Raw genomic sequence first — 21,147 nt, 5'->3', positions numbered from 1 at the left:
CTCCATGCCATTCGTGAACATCCGCCTCGTCAAGGAGGTGATTGCCGATGACCCCTCGGGCAAGAAAGCGGCGATCGCTGCCCAGGTGACCGCGGCGATCGTCGGTGCCACCGGCCTGACCAGCAACGATGTCTGGGTGGTCTTCGAGGAGGTCAATGCGCGCGACTGGTTCGTCGGTGAGACCGATGTCGAGACGCTGAGACGGAAGGGCTAATCTCCCGACGGGCACGGCAGCGGCGCGGAAGTTTGCAAGAGGCCTGCGGGACAGCGCCCCCCCTCTGCCCTACCGGGCATCTCCCCCTCAAGGCCCCTTGGGGGAGATCGGCAGCTTCGTCGCCTAGCCCGTCTTTCAACAATGGAGGTTGGCGAAAGCGGATGACGGCCAATCTCCCTCCTTGTGGGGGAGATGCCAAGTGGTGGCAAAGAGGGCAGGACAGAGGGGGCGCGAAGGATCGCCGATGCTCGGTTCGCGTTCGCTCCGCTCCGGGACAACGAAAGCACAGTGGCCGCCGCTTAACGCGAGCGGATGACGTCGGTGAAGGCCGAGACGGCGCTGCGCATCGCCAGCCGGTTTGTCGGTTCCGCCAGGATTTTCTCCACCTCCGGAGGCTTCTTGCCGAGCAGAGCGATTTCGAGCGCAGCTTCCTCATAGAGCGCGAAAGACATGGTGCGCATGATCTCGGCCAGACCCGCGCGGGCAAACAGCGAGCGCGGCGAGGCGTGCACCAGCATGGCCGGCTTGGCGACAGCGGCGTCGCGTGAGACCAGCCAGTCGAGCGCGTTCTTGAGGCCTCCTGGCACGGCATGGGCATATTCCGGGCAGGAGACGATCACGCCGTCGGCGACGGTGATCGCGTCGATCAGCGCCGCTGCTTGCGGTGGCGTCCGCTCGCCTTCGTCATCCGGGTTGAAAATCGGCAGCCGGCCAAGCCCGTCATAAACGGACACGTGACAGTCCGGCGGCACGTTTTGCGCGAGTGCCGCGACCAGGGCGGAATTGGTCGAGGCGGCGCGCAGGCTGCCGGAAATGGCGAGGATGTTCAGCAAAGGCTTAGAGGCGGGATCTGGCGATTCGTTGCCGGTCACGCTACCACATCGTCTGCTTGTAGCTTTCGTCCAGCCAGCGGTCGGTCGCCTCGACCGAATCGGCGAGCGCCAGCTGGTCGCGCAGGATCTGGCCGAGCGTCGGCAGCGTCGCACGGTCGTACCAGGTTTCCGGCTTCCACAGATCGGAGCGCATGAAGGCCTTGGCGCAATGCATGTAGGCGGCCTTGACCGTCACCAGGACGACGCTTTGCGGTTCTTTGCCGTCAACGGCGAGTCGCTCGCGCAAAGCCGCATCGACGGTGATGCGGGCGTCGCCGTTGACGCGCAGCGTCTCGTTCATGCCCGGGATGAGGAAGAGCAGCCCGACCGAGGGGTTGAGAAGAATGTTCTCCAGGGTGTCGAGCCGGTTGTTGCCGGGCCGGTCGGGGATGGCGATGGTCTTCTCGTCGAGCACGGCGGCAAAGCCCGGTTTGTCGCCCTTCGGCGTCACATCGGCATTGCCGGTGCCGTCGGAGGAGCCGATCAGCACGAAGGGGCTTTTGCCGATGAAGGAACGGCTGTGGCCATCAAGCGCCTTCAGTTCCTTGCGGATCGAGCCGTCGGTCGGCCGAGGCGTCTTATAGATCGTTCTCAGCTCTTCGCGCGTGGTGACGAATTCCATGCCCTCTCCCTAACCGTTACTTGCCGGCCTTCTCTTCGTTTCCGGTCTTGCCTTCAAGCGAATGGCGCATGATCAGCGGCATCTGACTGAAGGTGAAAAGAAGGGTGATGGGCATGATGCCCCAGACCTTGAAGGTAACCCAGGCGTCGGTGGAAAAATTCCGCCAGACCACCTCGTTGACAAGGGCCAGGAACAGGAAAAACAGGCCCCAGCGGAAGGTGAGTTTCTTCCAGCCCTCGGCATCGAGGCTGAAGGCCGAATCGAAGACGTAGCCGAGCAGCGACTTGCCGAAAAACAGGCCGCCGAGCAGCACGCCGCCGAACAGCATGTTGACGATGGTCGGCTTCATCTTGATGAAGATGTCGTCCTGCAGGTAGAGCGTCAGGGCGCCGAAGACGAAGACGACGACGCCCGACACCATCGGCATGATCGGCAAGGTGCGGGTGAGCAGCCAGGACGCGGCCAGCGCGATCGCGGTCGCGGCCATGAACAGGCCGGTGGCGACGAAGATCGGTCCGCCGAATTCGGCCAGCACCGGAAATTTCTGCGACAGCCATGCGCCGCGGGCGTTGGCGAAGAAGAACACCATCAACGGGCCGAGCTCCAGCACCAGCTTGAGCAGCGGATTGACGCCTTCCTTCTTCTGTTTCTGCGGGTCGGACGGGTCGCGTTCGAGGATGCGCGGGTTCATAGGCTTTCCTTCTTGCGCAAGATCCTGTCCAAGAAGTCTGCAACTTCTTGGCATCATGCTTGCTATGCTACTCCAGCGATCGCCCTGGCGAACTCGCTTGCGGAGAAAGGTTCGAGGTCGTCGACCTGTTCGCCGACGCCGATGAAATAGACCGGCAATTTGTGCTTTGCCGCGATCGCCACCAGAATACCGCCGCGTGCCGTGCCGTCCAGCTTGGTCATTACCAGACCGTTGACGCCGGCGACATTGCGGAAGATCTCGACCTGGTTGAGCGCGTTCTGGCCGGTGGTGGCGTCGACCGTCTGCAGCACGGTGTGTGGCGCTTCCGGATCGAGTTTGCCCAGCACCCGGACGATCTTTTCCAGTTCCGCCATCAGCTCGGTCTTGTTCTGCAGCCGCCCGGCGGTGTCGATGATCAGCACGTCGGAGCCGGCTTGCCTGGCCTGTTCGAACGCGTCGTAGGCAAGACCTGCCGCATCGGCGCCAAGCTTGGAGGCGATGACCGGCGACTTGGTGCGCTCGCCCCAGATCTTCAATTGTTCGATCGCGGCGGCACGGAAGGTGTCGCCGGCTGCGAGCATCACCGACAGGCCGCCGTCGGTCAGCTTTGCCGCCAGCTTGCCGATGGTCGTGGTCTTGCCGGTGCCATTGACGCCGACGACAAGGATGACATGCGGCTTGTGGCTGAGGTCAAGCTCCAGCGGCATGGCGACATGGGTCAGCACCTTCTCCACCTCGCTCGCCATGATGGCGCGGACTTCCGTCTCGGAGACGTCCTTGCCGTAGCGGCTGGCGGCCAGCGAATCGGTGATGCGCAACGCCGTCTCCATGCCGAGATCGGCCCGGATCAGCACGTCCTCCAGATCCTGCAGCGTGTCCTCGTCGAGCTTGCGCTTGGTGAAGACGCCGGCGATGTTGCCGGACAGTTCCCGGGAAGAGCGGGCAAGCCCCTCCTTCATGCGCTGGAACCAGGAGCGTTTCGGTGCCGGTCCCGGCGCCTTCTGCGGCTCCGCTTTCTGCTCGACCTTCTTGGTTACAGTGACCTTGCCGGGGGCCGGCTTTGGCTCCGGCGGTGGTTGCGGAACGGCCTCCGGCTCGGGTGCGATCTCGGCAAGCACCGGCTTCGCCTCGATCGGCGCCGGCTGGCGAATGGGGGGCGGGATTTCGGCCGGCGGCGCCTCAGGCTCGGGCGCAGTTGAGGGGGCCTCGGCGGGCGGTGCCGGCATTTCGACGGACTCCGGCTCCGGCTGTTTTTCCGGCTGGAACGGGGCGATTTCTGGCGGCTGCGGCTCGGGCTCAAGAATTTCCTGCGGCTCTGGTGCAGGAACTGGCTCAGCGATGACGGGAGCGGCCGGGATTTCTTCGGGCTCCGGCTCCGGCGGCCGCAGTTCCTCGACCGGAGCAGGCTCTGTCTGGATTTCTGGCTCGGGCGGAACGGTAGGAGCGGGCTCGGGCTTTGGCTCCTCGACCGGAGCCTGCTCCGGCTGGATTTGTGGCTCGGGGGAAATGATCGGAGCGGGCTCGGTCTCTTCAACAGGCGCCGGTAGCGGCGCAGGCGGTGCTTCCGCCTCGACCGGTGGCGGAGGCGCAGCTTCTGCCTCGGGCCGGGGCTCTTCGCGTTTCAAAAATTCCGGAACGGCCTGCTCCGTCGCCGGTTTCAGCGCCTCCAGAGCGTCCCATTTGATCGGCGGCAGCGGCGTGGTCTCGTCGATCCGCTCCTCGACCACTTCCTTCTTGCCGAACGAAAATATCTTCTTGAGAAAACCAGCCATGTTTTTGCGTCTCAGGCGGCGCGGGCGGCAAGCGGCGCCGCGATCAGTCTGATACCGTCATGGCCGACGATATCAGCCTCAACGATTTCGCCCGGCGCGCCGGCAGAGATCGCGGCAAGCGTGAAGCCTTCGGTGCGGCCGAGCCCATCGCGCTCGACCAGGATCGACTGGCGCGTTCCGGTGAGCGAGGAAAGGTGGCCGCGGTAAGCGGCGTCGCCGGCGGCGCGCAGCCGTGCCGCGCGCTGCTTGACCACCTCGCGGCGAAGCTGCGGCATGCGCGCGGCGGGCGTGCCTTCGCGTGGCGAGAACGGAAAAACGTGGAGATGCGTCAGCCCGCATTCCTCGACGATCTCCAGCGATTTTTCGAACATCGCGTCCGTCTCGGTCGGAAAACCGGCGATGATGTCGGCGCCGAAGACGATGCCGGGACGCAGTTTGCGCAAATCCTCGCAAAAGCGGATCGACTGATCCCGGTTGTGCCGGCGCTTCATCCGCTTCAGGATCATGTCGTCACCCGCCTGCAGCGACAAATGCAGATGCGGCATCAGCCTGGGCTCGGTGGCGATGGCGTCGAGCAAATCGTCGTCGGCCTCGATCGAATCGATCGAGGAGAGGCGCAGGCGTTTTACGCCAGGCACCTGCTTCAGGATTGTCTTGACCAATTTGCCGAGTTTCGGGCTTCCAGGCAGGTCGGCGCCGAAACTGGTCATGTCGACGCCGGTCAGCACGATCTCGGCATAACCATTGCCGCTCAGCCTCTTGACCTGCTCGACCACGGCGCCCATCGGCACCGAGCGCGAATTGCCGCGGCCATAGGGGATGATGCAGAAGGTGCAGCGGTGGTCGCAGCCGTTCTGCACCTGGACAAAAGCCCGCGCCCGGCCCTCGATGGCGTCGACCATGTGGCCGGCTGTCTCGCGTACCGAAAAGATATCGTTGACGCGAGCCTTCTCGGTATCGTTGACGCCGAAATCCGGCAGCGCGCGATAGGAATGCGCCTTCAGCTTCTCTTCATTGCCGAGGACGAGATCGACCTCGTCCATGGCGACGAAACTCTGCGGCTCGGTCTGCGCGGCGCAGCCGGTGACGATGATGCGGGCGGCCGGGTTCTCGCGGCGGGCCTTGCGGATCGACTGTTTTGCCTGGCGCACCGCCTCGCCGGTGACGGCGCAGGTGTTGAAGATGATGGCGCCGCCTTCAAGCGCGCCAAGGCCGGCGCTTTCCGCTTCTCGCCGCATCACCTCGGATTCGTAGGTGTTCAGCCGGCAGCCGAAGGTGACGACGTCAACACCTTTGGGAAGAGTGGGGCCCCTGGAAAGAGCGGGACCCTTCTTGGCAAGAGGAGCCATCAGGCGGCGCTTTCGGTGTCGCGGGCCCACACCCCGGTCGACGGATCGAAGCTGCCGGAAAATTCCCATTCGGCGGCGCCGGTGAGGATGACGTGGTCGTCGCCGCGCCATTCGACATGCAAGGAGCCGCCGCCGGGCGTCACCAAGGAGACGCTGCGTCCGGTTCGCCTGGTGCGCGCGGCAGCGACCACGGCGGCACAAGCCGCCGTACCGCAGGCCTTGGTCAGGCCGGCGCCGCGCTCCCAGGTGCGGATGACCATCGTCTCGGGCGAGGTCACCCGTGCGATGGTGATGTTGGCGCGTTCGGGGAAGATCGGGTGATTTTCGAGCAGCGGGCCGAAGCGGTCGATCTCATAGGACCAGACGTCGCGGTCGACCCAGAAGATAGCGTGCGGATTGCCCATCGACACGACCGAGGGCGAGTGCAGCACAGGCGCGTCGATCGGGCCGATCTGCAGCTCGATCATGCGGGTATCGCGGAATTCCTCGGCCAGCGGAATATCTTGCCAGCCAAAACGCGGCTTGCCCATGTCGACCGAGATCAGCCCGTCGGCATGTTCTTCGGCGTTGAGGATGCCGGCGACGGTCTCGAAGGCGAATGTCTTCTGGCCGGTCTCGGCGGCAAGTGCCTGCACCACGCAGCGCATGCCGTTGCCGCAGGCCTGCGCGCCGGTTCCGTCGGAATTCAGGATGTCGATGAAAAAGGCGGTGCCCGGCGTCCTGGCGTCGTAGATCGCCATGATCTGATCGAATTTCGTCGCCGCATCGGCATTGAGCGCAAGGGCGGCAGCCGGCGTCACCCGATCGGCGCGACCGCGCATGTCGGCAACGATGATCTCGTTGCCGATGCCGTTCATCTTGGCGAAGGGGGCAGTACTTGCCATGGATCGAAAGGTCTCATGCCGGTTTGGCGCCTATATGGCGGATACCGGCCGAAATTACCAGTGTGCGGACGTCAGAGGGACGTGCGTCCACTTGGACGCACAAAGTACGCTCTGACACTTTGAACCCGCGCATCGTGCTTTCCGAAAATCGATTCCGATTTTCGGGCCGATGCGTCTACGCCACCGCGAAGACGCCGAGCATGACCAGCAGGAAGATAATCAGCACGATGCCGATGAGGATACGGGCGCCAGTAGCAGCGGCCCCGGCCAGCGCCGGCATGCCGAGCAGGCTCGCCGCGGCCGCGATGATCAGAAGAATCATGATCCATTTGATCATGAGAAAAACCTCGCAGCCGGCGGTTGTGGAACTGTCCTACAAACGCGTCTGCGATGGCTTGGGTTCCAATTCCTTGGATTCTGCTAGGGCCAGCGACCGAAAGCTGGCAACATGGTAGCGGGCATGGCCGCCTCGCCGACGATAAGAAAGTCGGCACTCGTATGGTTGGGTTTTGACGGCTCGATAAGTCTTTAATCAATGGCTGAACGTTGCGATACGATCATCATCGGTAGCGGCCAGGCGGGGCTCGCCATGAGCTACTATCTTCAGCAGCATGAACGAAAGCATGTGGTGTTGGAACGCGCTCGTATTGCCGAACGCTGGCGGACGGAGCGTTGGGATTCGCTTCGATTTCAATTCATCAACCAGTCGATTGAGCTTCCTGGGCTTTCTTATCAGGCCCCTGAGCCGGAAGGGTTTGCCCATCACACCGCAATCTCGCAATTCATCGAGGACTATGCAGCAAAAATTGCAGCTCCGGTTCGCCAGGGTGTCGAAGTCACGAGGCTCTGGCAGAGGGATGCCGGCGATTATGCATTGGACACAAACGCCGGCAGCATGACAGCCCGCCATGTCATTGTGGCGACGGGCCCGTTCCAGCGTTCGATGGTTCCGGCTGCCGCCAGGAATTTGCCTCGATCCGTTTATCAGGTTCACGCTTCGAAGTACCGCGGCCCCGACGAGCTTCCCCCCGGAGCGGTGCTTGTGGTGGGCAGCGGCGCATCTGGAAGCCAGATAGCCGATGAACTCCAGCAATCCGGGCGCAAGGTCTATCTTTCGGTCAGCCCCCATCGTCGGGTGCCTCGGCGCTATCGCGGCAAGGATGTTTTGTGGTGGTTCGACAAAATGGGACGTTTCGAGATCACCATCGACAGTTTCCCGGAGCGGCGGTATCCCCCCTCGACGGTCGTAACCGGCGTCAACGGTGGCTACGATATGAACGTCCGCCGCTTCGCCCGCGACGGCGGAACGGTGCTGGGACGTGTGCTCGGATGCGCCGATGGAAAACTGTCGATTGCCGACGATGCCTGCCAGATTTTGGCTGAAGCCGACAAGTCTTATGACGATTTTGTTTCCGCTGCGGAGACGTTGGCAGACAAACGTGAAGTCTCAGACCACATTCGCGACAGCGATGAACATTCACTAACTCCAATCCTGGCGGAAATCGGCGATGCCCGGTCAGTCGATATTGCCGGCGAGAACGTCAGCTCGGTTGTCTGGGGAACGGGATATCTCTTCGACTACAACTGGATGGATTTGCCAATTTTCGATGCGCGCGGCGCACCCGTTCAACAGCGTGGCGTGACAGCGTTTCCTGGCTTGTATTTTCTTGGCCTCCATTGGATGCACACCTTTGGCTCCGGCCTTCTCTCGTACGTAGGTCGCGACGCCGCCTATATAGCCAGGCACATGGAAGCCTTGGGATTCCCTGCGCGGCGAAGCCGGTCGACTGTCTAGACCGCCGGCACGTCCCAGACCTCGCCGGGACGCAAGGCGCGAAAGCGTTCTTGCGGGACATCTTGATCGTCGAGGGCCTCGCCCAGCTTTCTGGCTGGCTCGTCGATCGGCTCGTTGGTAAGCCGGAACGTGCCCCAATGGCAGCCGGCGGCATAGGCGGCGTTGCACAAAAGCATGCCTTGCACCGCCTCCTCCGGGTTCTGGTGGTGAGGCGCCATGAACCAGCGCGGCTCGTAGGCGCCGATCGGCAGGATGGCGAGGCGGAAGCCGGCGTGCCTTTCGGCCATTAGCCGGTAGTTGATGCCGTCGTGGAAACCGGTGTCGCCGGCGAAATAGACCTTTCCGCCTGGCGTCTCGACCACAAAACCCGCCCACAGCGCCATGCGCCGGTCGCGGGTGCCGCGCGCCGACCAGTGGTGCACCGGCTCGACATGGACGGCGACGTCCTTGCCGATATCGACCCGCTCGCCCCAGTCATGCGCGGAAAGCCGCATGCCGGGAACGCCATCGTCGATGATGGCGTCGTTGCCGAGCGGCGTCAGCACCAGCGGGTCGTGCTTCGTCTTCAGCCGCTTCAGCGTGGCGAGGTCGAGATGGTCGTAGTGGTTGTGGCTGACCAATACGAGGTCGATCGGCGGCAGGTTGGAAAAGGCGATGCCCGGCGGATTGACCCGTTTCGGCCCGGCAAAGGAGAGCGGCGAGACGCGCCGCGACCAGACCGGGTCGGTGAGAATGTTCAGGCCGGCTGTCTGGATGAACAGCGAGGAATGGCCGACCATGGTCAGCCTCAGTTCGGAGCCGTCGATCCGTTTGGCCGGTGTCGCCTGATGAAACGGACTTGGATTCGCCGCCGGCCATTTCGAGCGTTCGCCACCCAACTGCCACTTCAAAAGATCGGAAAAGCGGGCAGGCAGCTTGCCGTTGGGATTGAAGAACAAGGTGCCGTCGAAATGATCGCTCGGCGGGCCGCTGTAATAGCGATTGGCGGCTCTTTTTCTCGCAGCCAAGGTTTCGCCTCCGGCAGGGTTCCGTTTCATCAGAGATAGGACCGGACCCGGCTGGCGCAAGCATTTGGCGGCCGAATGCCAGGAGCACGCCTGTCCAGCAAAACAGCTGCGCGCCTCTGTCAGACCTACAGGGCAGGCTTTTAGGCTGCATGTATTTTGTGGTAAAATTGCAACAGACGCTGCCGCAAAAAGTATTTTAACCATATCGGGTTGAAATTTCGCCACCTTCTCCATCTTGGTGATGGGAGATTGTGCGGACGGCAGCCCGAGCCGGATCCGACGGAGGTTTGAAATGAATTTTTCGAAAACCGGTCTGCTGGCCGTATCGCTTGCCGCGCTCGTTGCGAGCGGCTGTTCAACGTCACGATTCTCGTCGATGGACCAGCAGCCGTCGCCGCTTGAGGCCGCGCCCTCCGGCACGGTGACCGCAAATCAGCTGCCGCCGCCGGCGGCGCCCGGCACTGCCGACCCGTCGAAATTTCCAACGGCGCCGCAAGGTTCCGAGGTGGCTTCGCTGCCACCGGACGGGACGGCTCCGGCCGGGGCTGCGGATCTTACCGCCTCCAGCGTCGCCGGCGTGTGGAAGGCCAGCGTCTCCGGCCAGAGCTGCCAGGTGGCGACGCCACAGACCAAATTCGGCGCCGGCTACCGGGCCGGGCCGCTGCATTGCCCGGCGCCGATCAACGGCATTAAGTCCTGGAACGTCGCCGGCAAGCAGTTGACGCTGTACGACGAGAATGGCGGCACGCTGGCACGGCTCTATTCCTCGGGCGGAGAGAAATTCGACGGCCAAACTTCCAACGGCCTGCCGATCTCGCTTACAAGAGGCTGACCCGCCCCCATTTATTTTTACGCAAGTCCGACGGAAAACCGAGACATACTTTTCTTGGAATTGCTCTAGAACGACGTGACCGATGCATCTGCGTGACGGCCTTCAGACCCATGCGACCGTCCGGCAGCGCTACGACCATCTGGTTGTGTCAGGCCTGGTTGACCGCGATCCGGCGCAGGAGCGGATCGTCGCGGCACTCGACCGGCTGATCGATGAGATCTCGGCAAAGCGGCTGGCGCACAAATCGAGCGCGCTGGGCTGGCTGTTCGCCCGTAAGCGCGAGACGCGCGAGCCCGTCAAGGGCCTCTACATCCATGGCGGCGTCGGCCGCGGCAAGACCATGCTGATGGACATGTTCTTCGAGCTGGTGCCGGTCAGGCGCAAGCGCCGTGTGCATTTCAACGACTTCATGGCCGATGTGCAAGACCGTATCCAGAAGCACCGGCAGGCGCGCAAAGAGGGCACCGTCAGGGAAGACGACCCGATCGCGCCGGTGGCCCGCACGCTGGCCGAGGAAGCCTGGGTACTTTGTTTCGACGAGTTTTCCGTCACCGACATCGCCGATGCGATGATCCTGTCCCGGCTGTTCTCGGCGCTGTTTGCCAACGGCGTCGTGCTGGTCGCCACGTCCAATGTCGCGCCGCAGGATCTCTACCGCGACGGCTTGAACCGCAAGCTTTTCCTGCCCTTCATCGGCATCCTGGAGCGGCATGCGCAGGTGCTGGCGCTGGACGCCGACAAGGACTATCGGCTGGACAAGCTCAGCCGCCTGCCGGTCTATGTCATCCCCGCCGATGCCGCCGCCGATGCTGTTCTCGACGAGGCCTGGGACGTGATGACGCATGACAGGCCGGCGGCCGAGGCTACGCTGACGGTAAAGGGCCGGCAGGTCGTGGTGCCGCGTGCCGCCGGCGAAGCGGCGCGGTTTTCCTTTGGGGATCTGTGCGAAAAACCGCTCGGCGCCCGCGATTTCCTGGCGATTGCCGGCCGCTTTTCGACCGTCTTCATCGATCATGTGCCGGTGCTCGGCGAAGGCATGCGCAACGAGGCCAAGCGCTTCATCCTGCTGATCGACACTCTATACGACCATCATGTGCGGCTGGTAATGAGCGCCGCTGCACCGCCACCGCAGCTGTACACGGCCAAGCGCGGCGCCGAGGTGTTCGAGTTCGAGCGCACAGCGTCACGGCTGATCGAGATGCAGAGCCATGAATGGCTTGAGGACTGGGTGGAGAGGCAGAAGGCGACGCTGACCGAAGCGCAGCAGGCTCGGGCCTGAAGATAGTCTCCGGAAGGTCGCGATCCTTCGCGCCCCCCTCTGTCCTGCCGGACATCTCCCCCACAAGAGCCACAAGAGGGGAGATTGGCCGTCATCTTTCGCTCGCCAATCTCCAACGTCGCAGGCGTGAGCGGAGCGTCGAAGCTGCTGATCTCCCCCCATGGGGGGAGATGTCCGGCAGGACAGAGGGGGGCGCTGTCCCGCCGGCGCCTATAGTCGATACACATACATCACGAACGCCTCCGCCGGCCCGTGCGGCTCATTCCGCGCCTCATAAAGTGCGCGCGCCGCGACATTGTGCGGCTCGGTGCCGACCCACGCCTCCTCGCAGCCATGCTCCCGGCCGAGCTCAAACATGGCGTCGAGCATGTTCGTCGCTATGCCCTGGCGCTGGAAGGCCGGCGCCACGCCGACTTCGTCGATGTAGAGTTCGCTCACCTTGTCCGGGTGGCGGTGGATGACGGCCGCGCATTGGCCGACGACTATGCCATCGGCCAATGCCACAATCATGAAATGACCTGATGAGGCGAGATAGGCGGCGAGCCGATCCGGCGTGACCGGTTCATCGAACACATCTTCGGCGATCCGCATCACAAGGGCGTCATCGCCGGGAAACAGCCTTCTTATTTCCATCTTCATTGCGTAACTTTCCCAAGTCAGCTCAATTCTTTTGACGCTTACGTAATTCCCGTTGTTTCTAACCGATTGAAATTATTCACTCCAAAATAATCGTTTGAATTTCTTCCGCGCTGGGGCTATTGGGGGCGGCGAAAATTCGCGGCTTCCCCGCAGCATTCCGGCCCGCTTCTTCGACGCCGTCATGGCGCCGTCACAGTCTAAAGGGACAACATCCTCACATGGCACGCAACAAGATAGCGCTCATCGGCTCGGGCATGATCGGCGGCACGCTCGCCCACATGATCGGCCTCAAGGATCTCGGCGACGTTGTGCTGTTCGATATCGCCGAGGGCATCCCGCAAGGCAAGGGGCTGGATATCGCGCAGTCGTCGCCGGTCGATGGCTTCGACTCCAGGCTGGTCGGCGTCAACGATTATGCCGGCATCGAGGGCGCCGACGTCTGCATCGTCACCGCCGGCGTGCCGCGTAAGCCCGGCATGAGCCGCGACGACCTTCTCGGCATCAATCTGAAGGTTATGGAGCAGGTTGGCGCGGGTCTCAAGAAATACGCGCCGAAAGCCTTCGTCATCTGCATCACCAACCCGCTCGACGCCATGGTCTGGGCGCTGCAGAAGTTCTCCGGACTGCCGAAGAGCCATGTCGTCGGCATGGCCGGCGTGCTGGACAGTTCGCGCTTCCGCTACTTCCTGGCCGAGGAGTTCAAGGTGTCGGTCGAGGATGTCACCGCCTTCGTGCTCGGCGGCCATGGCGATTCCATGGTGCCGATGATCCGCTATTCGACGGTCGCCGGCATCCCGCTGCCCGACCTCATCAAGATGGGCTGGACCTCGAAGGAAAAGCTCGACCAGATCGTGCAGCGCACCCGAGACGGCGGCGCCGAGATCGTCGGCCTGCTCAAGACCGGCTCGGCCTTCTACGCACCGGCCGCCTCGGCGATCGCCATGGCCGAAGCCTATCTCAAAGACAAGAAGCGCGTGCTGCCCTGTGCTGCGCATCTCTCCGGCCAGTATGGTGTCAAGAACACCTATGTCGGCGTGCCGGTGGTGATCGGCGCCGGCGGCGTCGAGCGCGTCATCGAGATCGAGCTCGGCAAGGCCGAGCAGAAGATGTTCGATAATTCGGTGGCGGCGGTGCAGGGCCTGTGCGAGGCCTGCGTCAAGATCGCTCCGCAACTCGCCGCCAAGTGACCCGGAGATATCTAGCATGAACATCCATGAATATCAGGGCAAGGCGCTGCTGAAGGGCTTTGGCGCACCGGTGGCCGAAGGCGTGCCGGTGTTCGAGGCAAGCGAGGCGGAAGCGGCCGCCAAGGCGCTGCCCGGCCCGCTCTATGTGGTGAAGAGCCAGATCCATGCCGGCGGCCGCGGCAAGGGCAAGTTTAGGGAGCTCGGCCCCGACGCCAAGGGCGGCGTCAGGCTGGCGAAGTCGGTGGCCGAAGTGGTCGCCAACGCCAAGGAAATGCTTGGCCACACTCTGGTCACCAAGCAGACCGGCCCGGCGGGCAAGCAGGTCAACCGCCTCTATATCGAGGACGGCGCCGACATCGAGCGCGAGCTCTATCTGTCGCTGCTGGTCGACCGCTCGGTCGGCCGCATCGCCTTCGTCGTTTCGACCGAGGGCGGCATGGACATCGAGGCGGTCGCCCATGACACACCGGAAAAGATCATCACCGTCGCCATCGACCCGGAAAAGGGTGTGACGGCGGCTGATTTGAAAGAACTCAACGGCGCGCTGAAGCTTGACGGCGACGCCGCCAAGGACGGCGAGACGCTGTTCCCGATCCTCTACAAAGCCTTTCTGGAGAAGGACATGAGCCTGCTCGAGGTCAACCCGCTGATCGTCATGAAGAACGGCCGGCTGCGCGTGCTCGACGCAAAAGTGTCGTTCGACAACAACGCGCTGTTTCGCCATCCCGACGTGATGGAGTTGCGCGACATCACCGAAGAGGACGAGAAGGAGATCGAGGCGTCGAAACACGACCTCGCCTATGTCGCGCTCGACGGCAATATCGGCTGCATGGTCAACGGCGCCGGCCTCGCCATGGCGACGATGGACATCATCAAGCTCTATGGCGCCGAACCCGCCAACTTCCTCGATGTCGGCGGCGGTGCGTCGAAGGAGAAGGTGACGGCGGCGTTCAAGATCATCACCAAGGATCCGGCGGTCAAAGGCATCCTGATCAACATCTTTGGCGGCATCATGAAGTGCGACATCATCGCCGAGGGCGTGATTGCGGCGGTCAAGGAAGTCGGCCTGCAGGTTCCGCTGGTGGTGCGGCTCGAAGGCACCAATGCCGAGCTCGGCAAGAAGATCATCAACGACAGCGGGCTCAACGTCGTCTCGGCCGACGACCTCGACGACGCCGCCAAGAAAATCGTGGCGGCGGTGAAGGGCTGAGCATTTGGAAAACGCGCAGTCGGTTCATCCCATATGGTCAATGGTGATGATTGCCATTGGTATCGGCGGACTGTGCGCTTTTCCCGTTCGGAGAAAAATGTCGGAAAAGATGCGCCGCTTCGCCTCTTTATATTTTCCTCTTCCAAGGTCTCTTGACCTTGGGTTGCTTCTTGGCGGGAGCATCATCTTCCTCTTGATGGGCTTTCTAACATTGTTTGGGATTGTCCGGTGAGAACAGAGCGAGTTAGAGGTCGATAGACGATGCCTCCGCATAAGATAAACCTCGTCGAGGCGGCGGATGCGAAGATCAAGAAGGTCTTCGATCCGCATATCGCCGGCGACGTCAACGATGCCCAGGTCAAGATCGCCAAGTTCGGCGATGTCTTCGACTGGCACGCGCATGACAATGAGGATGAAGCGTTCCTGGTGCTGCGCGGCCGTATCGCCATCGATTTCCGCGACGGCACGGTGGAGCTTGGCAGCGGCGAGTTCATCGTCGTGCCGCGGGCCATCGAGCACCGGCCGCGCTCGCTCAGCGAACAGCCGGTGGTGCTGATGTTCGAGCCGGCGACGACGCTCAACACCGGCAACGCCAAAAGTGACCTCACCGTCGCCGATCTCAAGCGACTCTGACTATGGCGGCTCTGACGATGACCGCGCAGCCTTCCTCGATCAACGGTTTGTAAAAAGGACCACCATGTCCATTCTCGTCGACAAGAACACCAAGGTCCTCGTGCAGGGCCTGACCGGCAAAACCGGCACGTTCCATACAGAGCAGGCGCTGGCCTATCACGGGACAAAAATGGTCGGCGGCATCCACCCGAAGAAGGGTCGCGAAACCTGGACCGGCGCCAAGGGCGAGACGCTGCCGATCTTTTCTACCGTCGCCGAAGGCAAGGCGCAGACCGGTGCCAATGCTTCCGTTGTCTATGTGCCGCCGGCGGGCGCCGCGGAGGCGATCCTGGAAGCGATCGAAGCCGAGATCCCGCTGATCATCTGCATCACCGAGGGCATCCCGGTGATCGACATGATCAAGGTCAAGGCGAGGCTCGACCGCTCGACATCGCGGCTCATCGGCCCCAACTGCCCCGGCGTCTTGACCCCCAACGAATGCAAGATCGGCATCATGCCTGGCAACATCTTCCGCAAGGGCTCGGTCGGCGTTGTTTCGCGCTCGGGAACGCTTACCTATGAGGCAGTGTTCCAGACCACCAATGTCGGCCTCGGCCAGACCACCGCCGTCGGCATCGGTGGCGATCCCGTCAAAGGCACGGAGTTCATCGACGTGCTGGAGATGTTCCTCGCCGACGACGAGACCCAATCGATCATCATGATCGGCGAGATCGGCGGCTCGGCCGAGGAAGACGCCGCGCAGTTCCTCAAGGACGAAGCCAAGCGTGGCCGCAAGAAGCCAATGGCCGGTTTTATCGCCGGGCGCACGGCCCCGGCCGGCCGCACCATGGGCCACGCAGGCGCGGTGATTTCCGGCGGCAAGGGCGGCGCGGAAGACAAGATCGCGGCGATGGAATCGGCCGGGATCAAGGTATCGCCGTCGCCAGCACGGCTGGGCACGACCCTGGTCGAAGCGATCAAGGGTTAAGAACGTGAGCAGTCGAGCTTTCGAATGCCGATGAGCAGGACATGGAAGACGAGAAGCGCATCATCCTATGCATACCCGGCCCTTGGGAAGGCAGGTCGGCCTTCGTGCGCGCCGTTGCAGAGGCGTCGATGCCTTCAGCTGACTATGTGGCTGCGGGGATGATCGTGATGCACGGCCCGAGCAAAGCTGCGTTCGAGTTTGATTTCTGCGACCGCGACGAGGACATGACGAGAGCCTTCGCTAGCGCTGGCCTCGTCAACGAGCTTGGTAAGGATGTCATCGATAAAATCGCCTCGCATAGGAGCGTCGTCTACCTGCTTTCCACATGCCCACAAACGAAGGAAACGTCGATTTCCGTCGCAAAAGCGGCAGCCCATCTGATCAGGGCCGGCGGTCTTGGCGTGAAGGTCGAAACGGCCGGCAAGGCATTCTCAGCGGATCAATGGCTTGAACGGACAAGCGGTGATTTTGTTGAGATCTATGGATTGATGGTTCTGGATTCTGTCTCGGATGGCACGACGACCTACAGCTGCGGCATGCGTAATTTGGGGCTTTGGGATTCTATCGTTTCAGGTGACGAATTTCAGTCTGCCGTCAAGCTGCTTCGCGGCTTCAATATGTATCAACTTTACGAAAGCCCCGAGCTTTTGGCCGGTCAGACGTTTGGACTGGAAGCAGGCGCAGCGCGATATCGTTTGAGTGTGGAGACGCAGCAGCCAGACGGGGAACACAATCTGTATACGAACCCTTTTGGCATGTGGCGGCTTAGCCGCGTGGTAGCGCATTAGGGATAGGGAGAACGGAGTAGCACTCCGCTAGGCAAAATGGCACGACAAGATCAAACCAACGACCAGTTTTCGCTTACCTCTTTCCTCTATGGCGGCAATGCGGATTACATCGATGCGCTCTACGCCGCCTATGAGGACGATCCCTCTTCGGTCGACCCCGAATGGCAGGACTTCTTCGCGGCGCTGAAGGACGACGCCGGCGATGTCCGCAAGAATGCCAAGGGCGCCTCATGGGCCAAGCCCTCGTGGCCCTTGCAGGCCAATGGCGAATTGGTGTCGGCGCTCGACGGCAATTGGGGCATCGTCGAGAAGCACATCGAGAAGAAGGTCCAGCACAAGGCGGTGATGAACGGCGTCGCCCTTTCCGACGCCGACGTGCATCAGGCGACGCGTGATTCCGTGCGCGCCATCATGATGATCCGCGCCTACCGCATGCGTGGCCATTTGCACGCCAATCTCGATCCGCTCGGCATCGCCAAGCTCGATGATTACAACGAGCTGTCGCCGGAAAATTACGGCTTCACCGCCGCCGATTACGATCGCCCGATCTTCCTCGACAATGTGCTCGGCCTCGAATTCGGCACCATCCGGCAGATGCTCGATATATTGACCCGCACCTATTGCTCGACGCTCGGCGTCGAGTTCATGCATATTTCCGATCCGGAGGAGAAGGCCTGGATCCAGGCGCGCATCGAGGGCACCGACAAGGAGATCTCCTTCACCGCCACCGGCAAGAAGGCGATCCTGCAGAAGCTGGTCGAGGCCGAAGGTTTCGAGCAGTTCATCGACGTCAAGTACAAGGGCACCAAGCGCTTCGGCCTCGACGGCGCAGAGGCGCTGATCCCGGCGCTGGAGCAGATCGTCAAGCGCGGCGGCCAGCTCGGCATGAAGGAGATCGTGCTTGGCATGGCGCATCGCGGCCGGCTGAACGTGCTCTCCCAGGTGATGGCCAAGCCGCACCGCGCCATCTTCCACGAGTTCAAGGGCGGCTCGGCCGCACCCGACGAGGTCGAGGGCTCGGGCGACGTGAAGTACCATCTCGGTGCTTCGTCGGACCGCGAGTTCGACGGCAACAAGGTGCACCTGTCGCTGACCGCCAATCCCTCGCATCTGGAAATCGTCGATCCGGTGGTGATGGGCAAGGCGCGCGCCAAGCAGGACTCTCTGTTCGGCCGCAGCCGCGAGGAGATCGTGCCGCTGGAAGAACGCGCCAAGGTGCTGCCGCTGCTTCTGCACGGCGACGCCGCCTTTGCCGGCCAGGGTGTGATTGCCGAAATCCTCGGCTTGTCGGGCCTGCGCGGCCACCGCGTCGCCGGCACGCTGCATTTCATCATCAACAACCAGATCGGCTTCACCACCAATCCGCGCTTCTCGCGCTCGTCGCCCTATCCGTCGGATGTGGCCAAGATGATCGAGGCGCCGATCTTCCACGTCAATGGCGACGATCCGGAAGCCGTGGTCCACGCCACCAAGGTGGCGATCGAATTCCGCATGAAGTTCCACAAGCCTGTCGTGGTCGACATGTTCTGCTACCGTCGCTTCGGCCACAATGAGGGCGACGAGCCGGCCTTCACCCAGCCGATCATGTACAGCAACATCCGTCGCCACAAGACGACGGTGCAGATCTATGCCGACCGGCTGATCGCCGAAGGCCACCTCACCCAAGCCGAATTCGACAAGCTCAAGGCTGACTGGCGGACACATCTCGAGCAGGAATTTGAGGTCGGCCAGCATTACAAGCCCAATAAGGCCGACTGGCTGGATGGCGCCTGGTCGGGCCTGCGCACGGCCGACAACCTGGACGAACAGCGGCGCGGCAAGACCGCCGTGCCGGTCAAGACGCTGAAGGAAATCGGCAAGAAGCTGGCCGAGGTGCCGAAGGATTTCGAGGCCCACAAGACGATCCTGCGCTTTCTCGAGAATCGCCGCCAGGCGATCGAGTCGGGCGAAGGCATCGACTGGTCTACGGCCGAGGCGCTGGCCTTCGGCGCCATCCTGCTCGACGGCAACCCGGTCCGGCTGTCCGGACAGGATTCGGAGCGCGGCACGTTCTCGCAACGCCACTCCGTGCTCTACGACCAGCGCGACGAGACACGCTACATTCCGCTCAACAATCTGTCGGCGGCGCAGGCCGGTTTCGAGGTCATCAACTCGATGCTGTCGGAAGAGGCCGTGCTCGGCTTCGAATACGGCTACAGCCTGGCCGAGCCGAAGGCGTTGACGCTTTGGGAAGCGCAGTTCGGCGATTTCGCCAACGGCGCCCAAGTGGTGTTCGACCAGTTCATCTCGTCGGGCGAGCGCAAGTGGCTCAGAATGTCGGGCCTCGTCTGCCTGCTGCCGCATGGCTATGAAGGCCAGGGGCCGGAGCATTCGTCGGCCAGGCTCGAGCGATTCCTGCAGCTTTGCGCCGAAGACAACATGCAAGTGGCCTACTGCACGACGCCGGCCAACTACTTCCACATCCTGCGGCGGCAGTTGAAGCGGGATTTCCGCAAGCCGCTGATCCTGATGACGCCGAAGTCGCTGCTGCGCCACAAGCGGGCGGTGTCGACGCTGCCGGAGATGTCGGGCGAAAGCGCGTTCCACCGGCTGTTGTGGGACGATGCCCAGCAGCTCCCCGGCCAGGCGATCAAGCTCACCAAGGATTCGAAGATCCGCCGTGTCGTGCTCTGCGCGGGCAAGGTCTATTACGACCTCTACGAGGAGCGCGAGAAGCGCGGCATCAACGACATCTATCTGCTGCGCGTCGAACAGCTCTATCCGTTCCCGGCCAAGGCGCTGATCACCGAACTGTCACGCTTCCGCAACGCCGAGATGGTGTGGTGCCAGGAGGAGCCCAAGAATATGGGCGCCTGGTCGTTCATCGATCCGTATCTGGAATGGGTGCTGGCGCATATCGACGCGAAGCATCAGCGGGTGCGCTATACCGGCCGGCCGGCCGCGGCGTCGCCGGCGACCGGATTGATGTCGAAGCATCTCGCCCAGCTTGCCGCCTTGCTCGAAGACGCGCTCGGTGAATAGAACAAAGCTGGGCGAATAGAACAGAACAGACAGAAAACGGACAGGCACAATGGCTACCGAAATCCGCGTCCCCACTCTTGGCGAATCCGTCACCGAGGCGACCATCGGCAAATGGTTCAAGAAGGTGGGCGACGCGATCGCCACCGACGAACCGCTGGTCGAGCTCGAGACCGACAAAGTAACGGTGGAAGTGCCGGCCGCGTCCGCAGGAACGCTCAGCGAGATCGCGGTCAAGGAGGGCGAGACGGTCGAGGTCGGCGCTTTGCTCGGCATGATTTCGGCGGGCGACGGGGCAAAAGCGGCAGCACCCGCGAAGGCGTCAACTCCCGAACCAAAGCAGGACGCGGTATCGCAGGCCTCGGCGCCGACCGCCGCATCCAGTGTCAAGCAAGCCGCGGCCGAGACCGCCAAGATCGCCGGCGATGCCGGGCCGATCGAGGCGCGCACGATGCCGCCGGCGCCGGCGGCGGCGAAGCTGCTGGCCGAGAGTAATCTCGCGGTCGACCAGGTCTCGGGTTCCGGCAAGCGCGGCCAGGTGCTGAAGGGCGACGTGCTCGATGCGATCGCCAGGGGCGCGCCATCGCAACCGGCCGAAACGCCGAAGGCGCCTGCACCGGTCGCCGCCCGTGCGCCGTCCTCGGCCGATGACGCGTCGCGCGAAGAGCGCGTGCGCATGACCAAGCTGCGGCAGACCATCGCGCGCCGCCTCAAGGAAGCGCAGTCGACCGCCGCCATGCTGACCACCTTCAACGAGGTGGACATGAGCGCGGTGATGGCGCTCAGGACCAAATACAAGGATGTGTTCGAGAAGAAGCACGGCGTGAAGCTGGGCTTCATGGGCTTCTTCACCAAGGCCGTCACCCATGCGCTGAAGGAAATCCCTTCGGTCAATGCCGAGATCGACGGCACTGACATCATCTTCAAGAACTACGCCCATATCGGCGTCGCCGTCGGCACCGAAAAAGGCCTCGTCGTGCCGGTGGTGCGCGACGCCGACCAGATGTCGATCGCCGAGATCGAGAAGGATATCGGCAGGCTGGGCATCGCCGCGCGAGACGGCAAGCTGTCGGTCGCCGACATGCAGGGCGGCACGTTCACCATCTCGAATGGTGGCGTTTACGGGTCGCTGATGTCGACGCCGATTCTGAACGCGCCGCAGTCGGGCATTCTGGGCATGCACAAGATCCAGGAGCGGCCGGTGGTGGTCGGCGGCCAGATCGTCATCCGGCCGATGATGTACCTGGCGCTCTCCTACGATCACCGCATCGTCGACGGCAAGGAAGCGGTGACCTTCCTGGTCCGGGTCAAGGAAAGCCTGGAGGATCCGGAGCGGCTGGTGCTCGACCTCTAGGGGCCGGTCGAGTTGAGCCGGGGAATGGATCTGC

The 21,147-nt window shown here is 62.7% G+C and carries 20 protein-coding genes; 11 read left to right on the top strand and 9 right to left on the bottom strand.

The genetic code is table 11. The features are described from left to right. Positions 1-4: 4 nt before the first annotated feature. Positions 5-214, top strand: coding sequence for a tautomerase family protein (locus AC0L3I_RS02695; protein ID WP_473485951.1), 210 nt, complete (start codon positions 5-7; stop codon positions 212-214). A gap of 299 nt (positions 215-513) precedes the next feature. Here AC0L3I_RS02695 and AC0L3I_RS02690 read toward each other — a convergent pair whose 3' ends face one another. The 7 genes from AC0L3I_RS02690 to AC0L3I_RS02660 form a co-directional block, all read right to left on the bottom strand. Further along, entirely contained in the window at positions 514-1,047 is a 534-nt protein-coding gene (locus tag AC0L3I_RS02690) for an NADPH-dependent FMN reductase (RefSeq protein ID WP_473525993.1), read from the bottom strand. A 40-nt stretch (positions 1,048-1,087) separates the two neighbouring features. Beyond that, positions 1,088-1,708 carry a pyridoxamine 5'-phosphate oxidase family protein gene (locus tag AC0L3I_RS02685; protein ID WP_473525882.1) on the bottom strand — a complete coding sequence of 207 codons (621 nt, stop codon included), beginning with the start codon at positions 1,706-1,708 and terminating at the stop codon, positions 1,088-1,090. Positions 1,709-1,724: 16 nt separating this feature from the next. Beyond that, on the bottom strand, positions 1,725-2,399 hold the full coding sequence (locus tag AC0L3I_RS02680) for a septation protein A (RefSeq protein WP_473525881.1): 675 nt from the start codon (positions 2,397-2,399) through the stop codon (positions 1,725-1,727). Positions 2,400-2,461: 62 nt separating this feature from the next. After that, complete coding sequence (ftsY, locus tag AC0L3I_RS02675; protein WP_473525880.1) at positions 2,462-4,171, bottom strand: signal recognition particle-docking protein FtsY; 1,710 nt, start codon at positions 4,169-4,171, stop codon at positions 2,462-2,464. An 11-nt stretch (positions 4,172-4,182) separates the two neighbouring features. Beyond that, positions 4,183-5,520, bottom strand: a complete 1,338-nt coding sequence (gene mtaB / locus AC0L3I_RS02670; protein ID WP_473525879.1) for a tRNA (N(6)-L-threonylcarbamoyladenosine(37)-C(2))-methylthiotransferase MtaB — start codon at positions 5,518-5,520, stop codon at positions 4,183-4,185. Beyond that, positions 5,520-6,404 (bottom strand): diaminopimelate epimerase, encoded by an 885-nt coding sequence (gene dapF, locus AC0L3I_RS02665; protein WP_473525878.1) that lies wholly within the window; start codon positions 6,402-6,404, stop codon positions 5,520-5,522. The genes mtaB and dapF overlap by 1 nt, the downstream gene beginning before the upstream one ends. Positions 6,405-6,579: 175 nt before the next feature. Next, complete coding sequence (locus AC0L3I_RS02660; protein WP_473486015.1) at positions 6,580-6,741, bottom strand: DUF1328 domain-containing protein; 162 nt, start codon at positions 6,739-6,741, stop codon at positions 6,580-6,582. Positions 6,742-6,939: 198 nt separating this feature from the next. Between AC0L3I_RS02660 and AC0L3I_RS02655 the strand changes: the two genes are divergently transcribed. Continuing rightward, complete coding sequence (locus tag AC0L3I_RS02655) at positions 6,940-8,199, top strand: flavin-containing monooxygenase (protein WP_473525877.1); 1,260 nt, start codon at positions 6,940-6,942, stop codon at positions 8,197-8,199. On the opposite strand, the gene AC0L3I_RS02650 is transcribed toward AC0L3I_RS02655, so the two are convergent. Beyond that, entirely contained in the window at positions 8,196-9,236 is a 1,041-nt protein-coding gene (locus tag AC0L3I_RS02650; RefSeq protein ID WP_473525876.1) for an MBL fold metallo-hydrolase, read from the bottom strand. The two genes, AC0L3I_RS02655 and AC0L3I_RS02650, sit on opposite strands and share 4 nt — an antisense overlap. Before the next feature lie 262 nt (positions 9,237-9,498). Here AC0L3I_RS02650 and AC0L3I_RS02645 point away from each other — a divergent pair, with 262 nt between their 5' ends. Further along, positions 9,499-10,038, top strand: a complete 540-nt coding sequence (locus AC0L3I_RS02645; RefSeq protein ID WP_123148790.1) for an AprI/Inh family metalloprotease inhibitor — start codon at positions 9,499-9,501, stop codon at positions 10,036-10,038. 82 nt (positions 10,039-10,120) lie between these two features. Then, positions 10,121-11,317: a cell division protein ZapE gene (gene zapE, locus AC0L3I_RS02640; RefSeq protein WP_473525875.1), complete on the top strand. Its 1,197-nt coding sequence runs from the start codon at positions 10,121-10,123 to the stop codon at positions 11,315-11,317. Between the two features lie 210 nt (positions 11,318-11,527). Here the strand turns inward: zapE and AC0L3I_RS02635 are convergent, their stop codons facing one another. After that, the gene (locus AC0L3I_RS02635) at positions 11,528-11,956 is read right to left on the bottom strand and encodes a GNAT family N-acetyltransferase (protein ID WP_473525874.1); all 429 of its coding nucleotides are present in this window, start codon (positions 11,954-11,956) and stop codon (positions 11,528-11,530) included. 218 nt (positions 11,957-12,174) lie between these two features. Here AC0L3I_RS02635 and mdh point away from each other — a divergent pair, with 218 nt between their 5' ends. From mdh to odhB, 7 genes are all read left to right on the top strand, one after another. Then, positions 12,175-13,143: a malate dehydrogenase gene (gene mdh / locus AC0L3I_RS02630; protein ID WP_123148793.1), complete on the top strand. Its 969-nt coding sequence runs from the start codon at positions 12,175-12,177 to the stop codon at positions 13,141-13,143. A 16-nt stretch (positions 13,144-13,159) separates the two neighbouring features. After that, complete coding sequence (gene sucC, locus AC0L3I_RS02625; RefSeq protein ID WP_095495615.1) at positions 13,160-14,353, top strand: ADP-forming succinate--CoA ligase subunit beta; 1,194 nt, start codon at positions 13,160-13,162, stop codon at positions 14,351-14,353. A gap of 261 nt (positions 14,354-14,614) precedes the next feature. Beyond that, on the top strand, positions 14,615-14,986 hold the full coding sequence (locus AC0L3I_RS02620; RefSeq protein WP_473525873.1) for a cupin domain-containing protein: 372 nt from the start codon (positions 14,615-14,617) through the stop codon (positions 14,984-14,986). Between the two features lie 64 nt (positions 14,987-15,050). Then, entirely contained in the window at positions 15,051-15,953 is a 903-nt protein-coding gene (sucD, locus tag AC0L3I_RS02615; RefSeq protein WP_473525872.1) for a succinate--CoA ligase subunit alpha, read from the top strand. A 41-nt stretch (positions 15,954-15,994) separates the two neighbouring features. After that, entirely contained in the window at positions 15,995-16,741 is a 747-nt protein-coding gene (locus tag AC0L3I_RS02610) for a hypothetical protein (protein WP_473525871.1), read from the top strand. 36 nt (positions 16,742-16,777) lie between these two features. Beyond that, the gene (locus AC0L3I_RS02605) at positions 16,778-19,762 is read left to right on the top strand and encodes a 2-oxoglutarate dehydrogenase E1 component (protein WP_473525870.1); all 2,985 of its coding nucleotides are present in this window, start codon (positions 16,778-16,780) and stop codon (positions 19,760-19,762) included. A gap of 49 nt (positions 19,763-19,811) precedes the next feature. Continuing rightward, a complete protein-coding gene (gene odhB / locus AC0L3I_RS02600) occupies positions 19,812-21,113 on the top strand; it encodes a 2-oxoglutarate dehydrogenase complex dihydrolipoyllysine-residue succinyltransferase (protein WP_473525869.1) in 1,302 nt (433 codons plus the stop codon). The last annotated feature ends 34 nt before the right edge of the window (positions 21,114-21,147 follow it).

Source organism: Mesorhizobium sp. WSM4840, assembly GCF_055811755.1.
This window is presented reverse-complemented; position numbering and strand designations above follow the sequence as displayed.

Excerpts from the sequence above, each read along its gene's own strand:
- AC0L3I_RS02695 (WP_473485951.1), top strand. The coding sequence starts at position 5 with ATGCCATTCGTGAACATCCGCCTCGTCAAGGAGGTGATTGCCGATGAC.
- AC0L3I_RS02685 (WP_473525882.1), bottom strand. The coding sequence starts at position 1,708 with ATGGAATTCGTCACCACGCGCGAAGAGCTGAGAACGATCTATAAGACG.
- AC0L3I_RS02680 (WP_473525881.1), bottom strand. The coding sequence starts at position 2,399 with ATGAACCCGCGCATCCTCGAACGCGACCCGTCCGACCCGCAGAAACAG.
- ftsY (WP_473525880.1), bottom strand. The coding sequence starts at position 4,171 with ATGGCTGGTTTTCTCAAGAAGATATTTTCGTTCGGCAAGAAGGAAGTG.
- mtaB (WP_473525879.1), bottom strand. The coding sequence starts at position 5,520 with ATGGCTCCTCTTGCCAAGAAGGGTCCCGCTCTTTCCAGGGGCCCCACT.
- dapF (WP_473525878.1), bottom strand. The coding sequence starts at position 6,404 with ATGGCAAGTACTGCCCCCTTCGCCAAGATGAACGGCATCGGCAACGAG.
- AC0L3I_RS02660 (WP_473486015.1), bottom strand. The coding sequence starts at position 6,741 with ATGATCAAATGGATCATGATTCTTCTGATCATCGCGGCCGCGGCGAGC.
- AC0L3I_RS02655 (WP_473525877.1), top strand. The coding sequence starts at position 6,940 with ATGGCTGAACGTTGCGATACGATCATCATCGGTAGCGGCCAGGCGGGG.
- AC0L3I_RS02650 (WP_473525876.1), bottom strand. The coding sequence starts at position 9,236 with ATGAAACGGAACCCTGCCGGAGGCGAAACCTTGGCTGCGAGAAAAAGA.
- AC0L3I_RS02645 (WP_123148790.1), top strand. The coding sequence starts at position 9,499 with ATGAATTTTTCGAAAACCGGTCTGCTGGCCGTATCGCTTGCCGCGCTC.
- zapE (WP_473525875.1), top strand. The coding sequence starts at position 10,121 with ATGCATCTGCGTGACGGCCTTCAGACCCATGCGACCGTCCGGCAGCGC.
- AC0L3I_RS02635 (WP_473525874.1), bottom strand. The coding sequence starts at position 11,956 with ATGAAGATGGAAATAAGAAGGCTGTTTCCCGGCGATGACGCCCTTGTG.
- mdh (WP_123148793.1), top strand. The coding sequence starts at position 12,175 with ATGGCACGCAACAAGATAGCGCTCATCGGCTCGGGCATGATCGGCGGC.
- sucC (WP_095495615.1), top strand. The coding sequence starts at position 13,160 with ATGAACATCCATGAATATCAGGGCAAGGCGCTGCTGAAGGGCTTTGGC.
- AC0L3I_RS02620 (WP_473525873.1), top strand. The coding sequence starts at position 14,615 with ATGCCTCCGCATAAGATAAACCTCGTCGAGGCGGCGGATGCGAAGATC.
- sucD (WP_473525872.1), top strand. The coding sequence starts at position 15,051 with ATGTCCATTCTCGTCGACAAGAACACCAAGGTCCTCGTGCAGGGCCTG.
- AC0L3I_RS02610 (WP_473525871.1), top strand. The coding sequence starts at position 15,995 with ATGGAAGACGAGAAGCGCATCATCCTATGCATACCCGGCCCTTGGGAA.
- AC0L3I_RS02605 (WP_473525870.1), top strand. The coding sequence starts at position 16,778 with ATGGCACGACAAGATCAAACCAACGACCAGTTTTCGCTTACCTCTTTC.
- odhB (WP_473525869.1), top strand. The coding sequence starts at position 19,812 with ATGGCTACCGAAATCCGCGTCCCCACTCTTGGCGAATCCGTCACCGAG.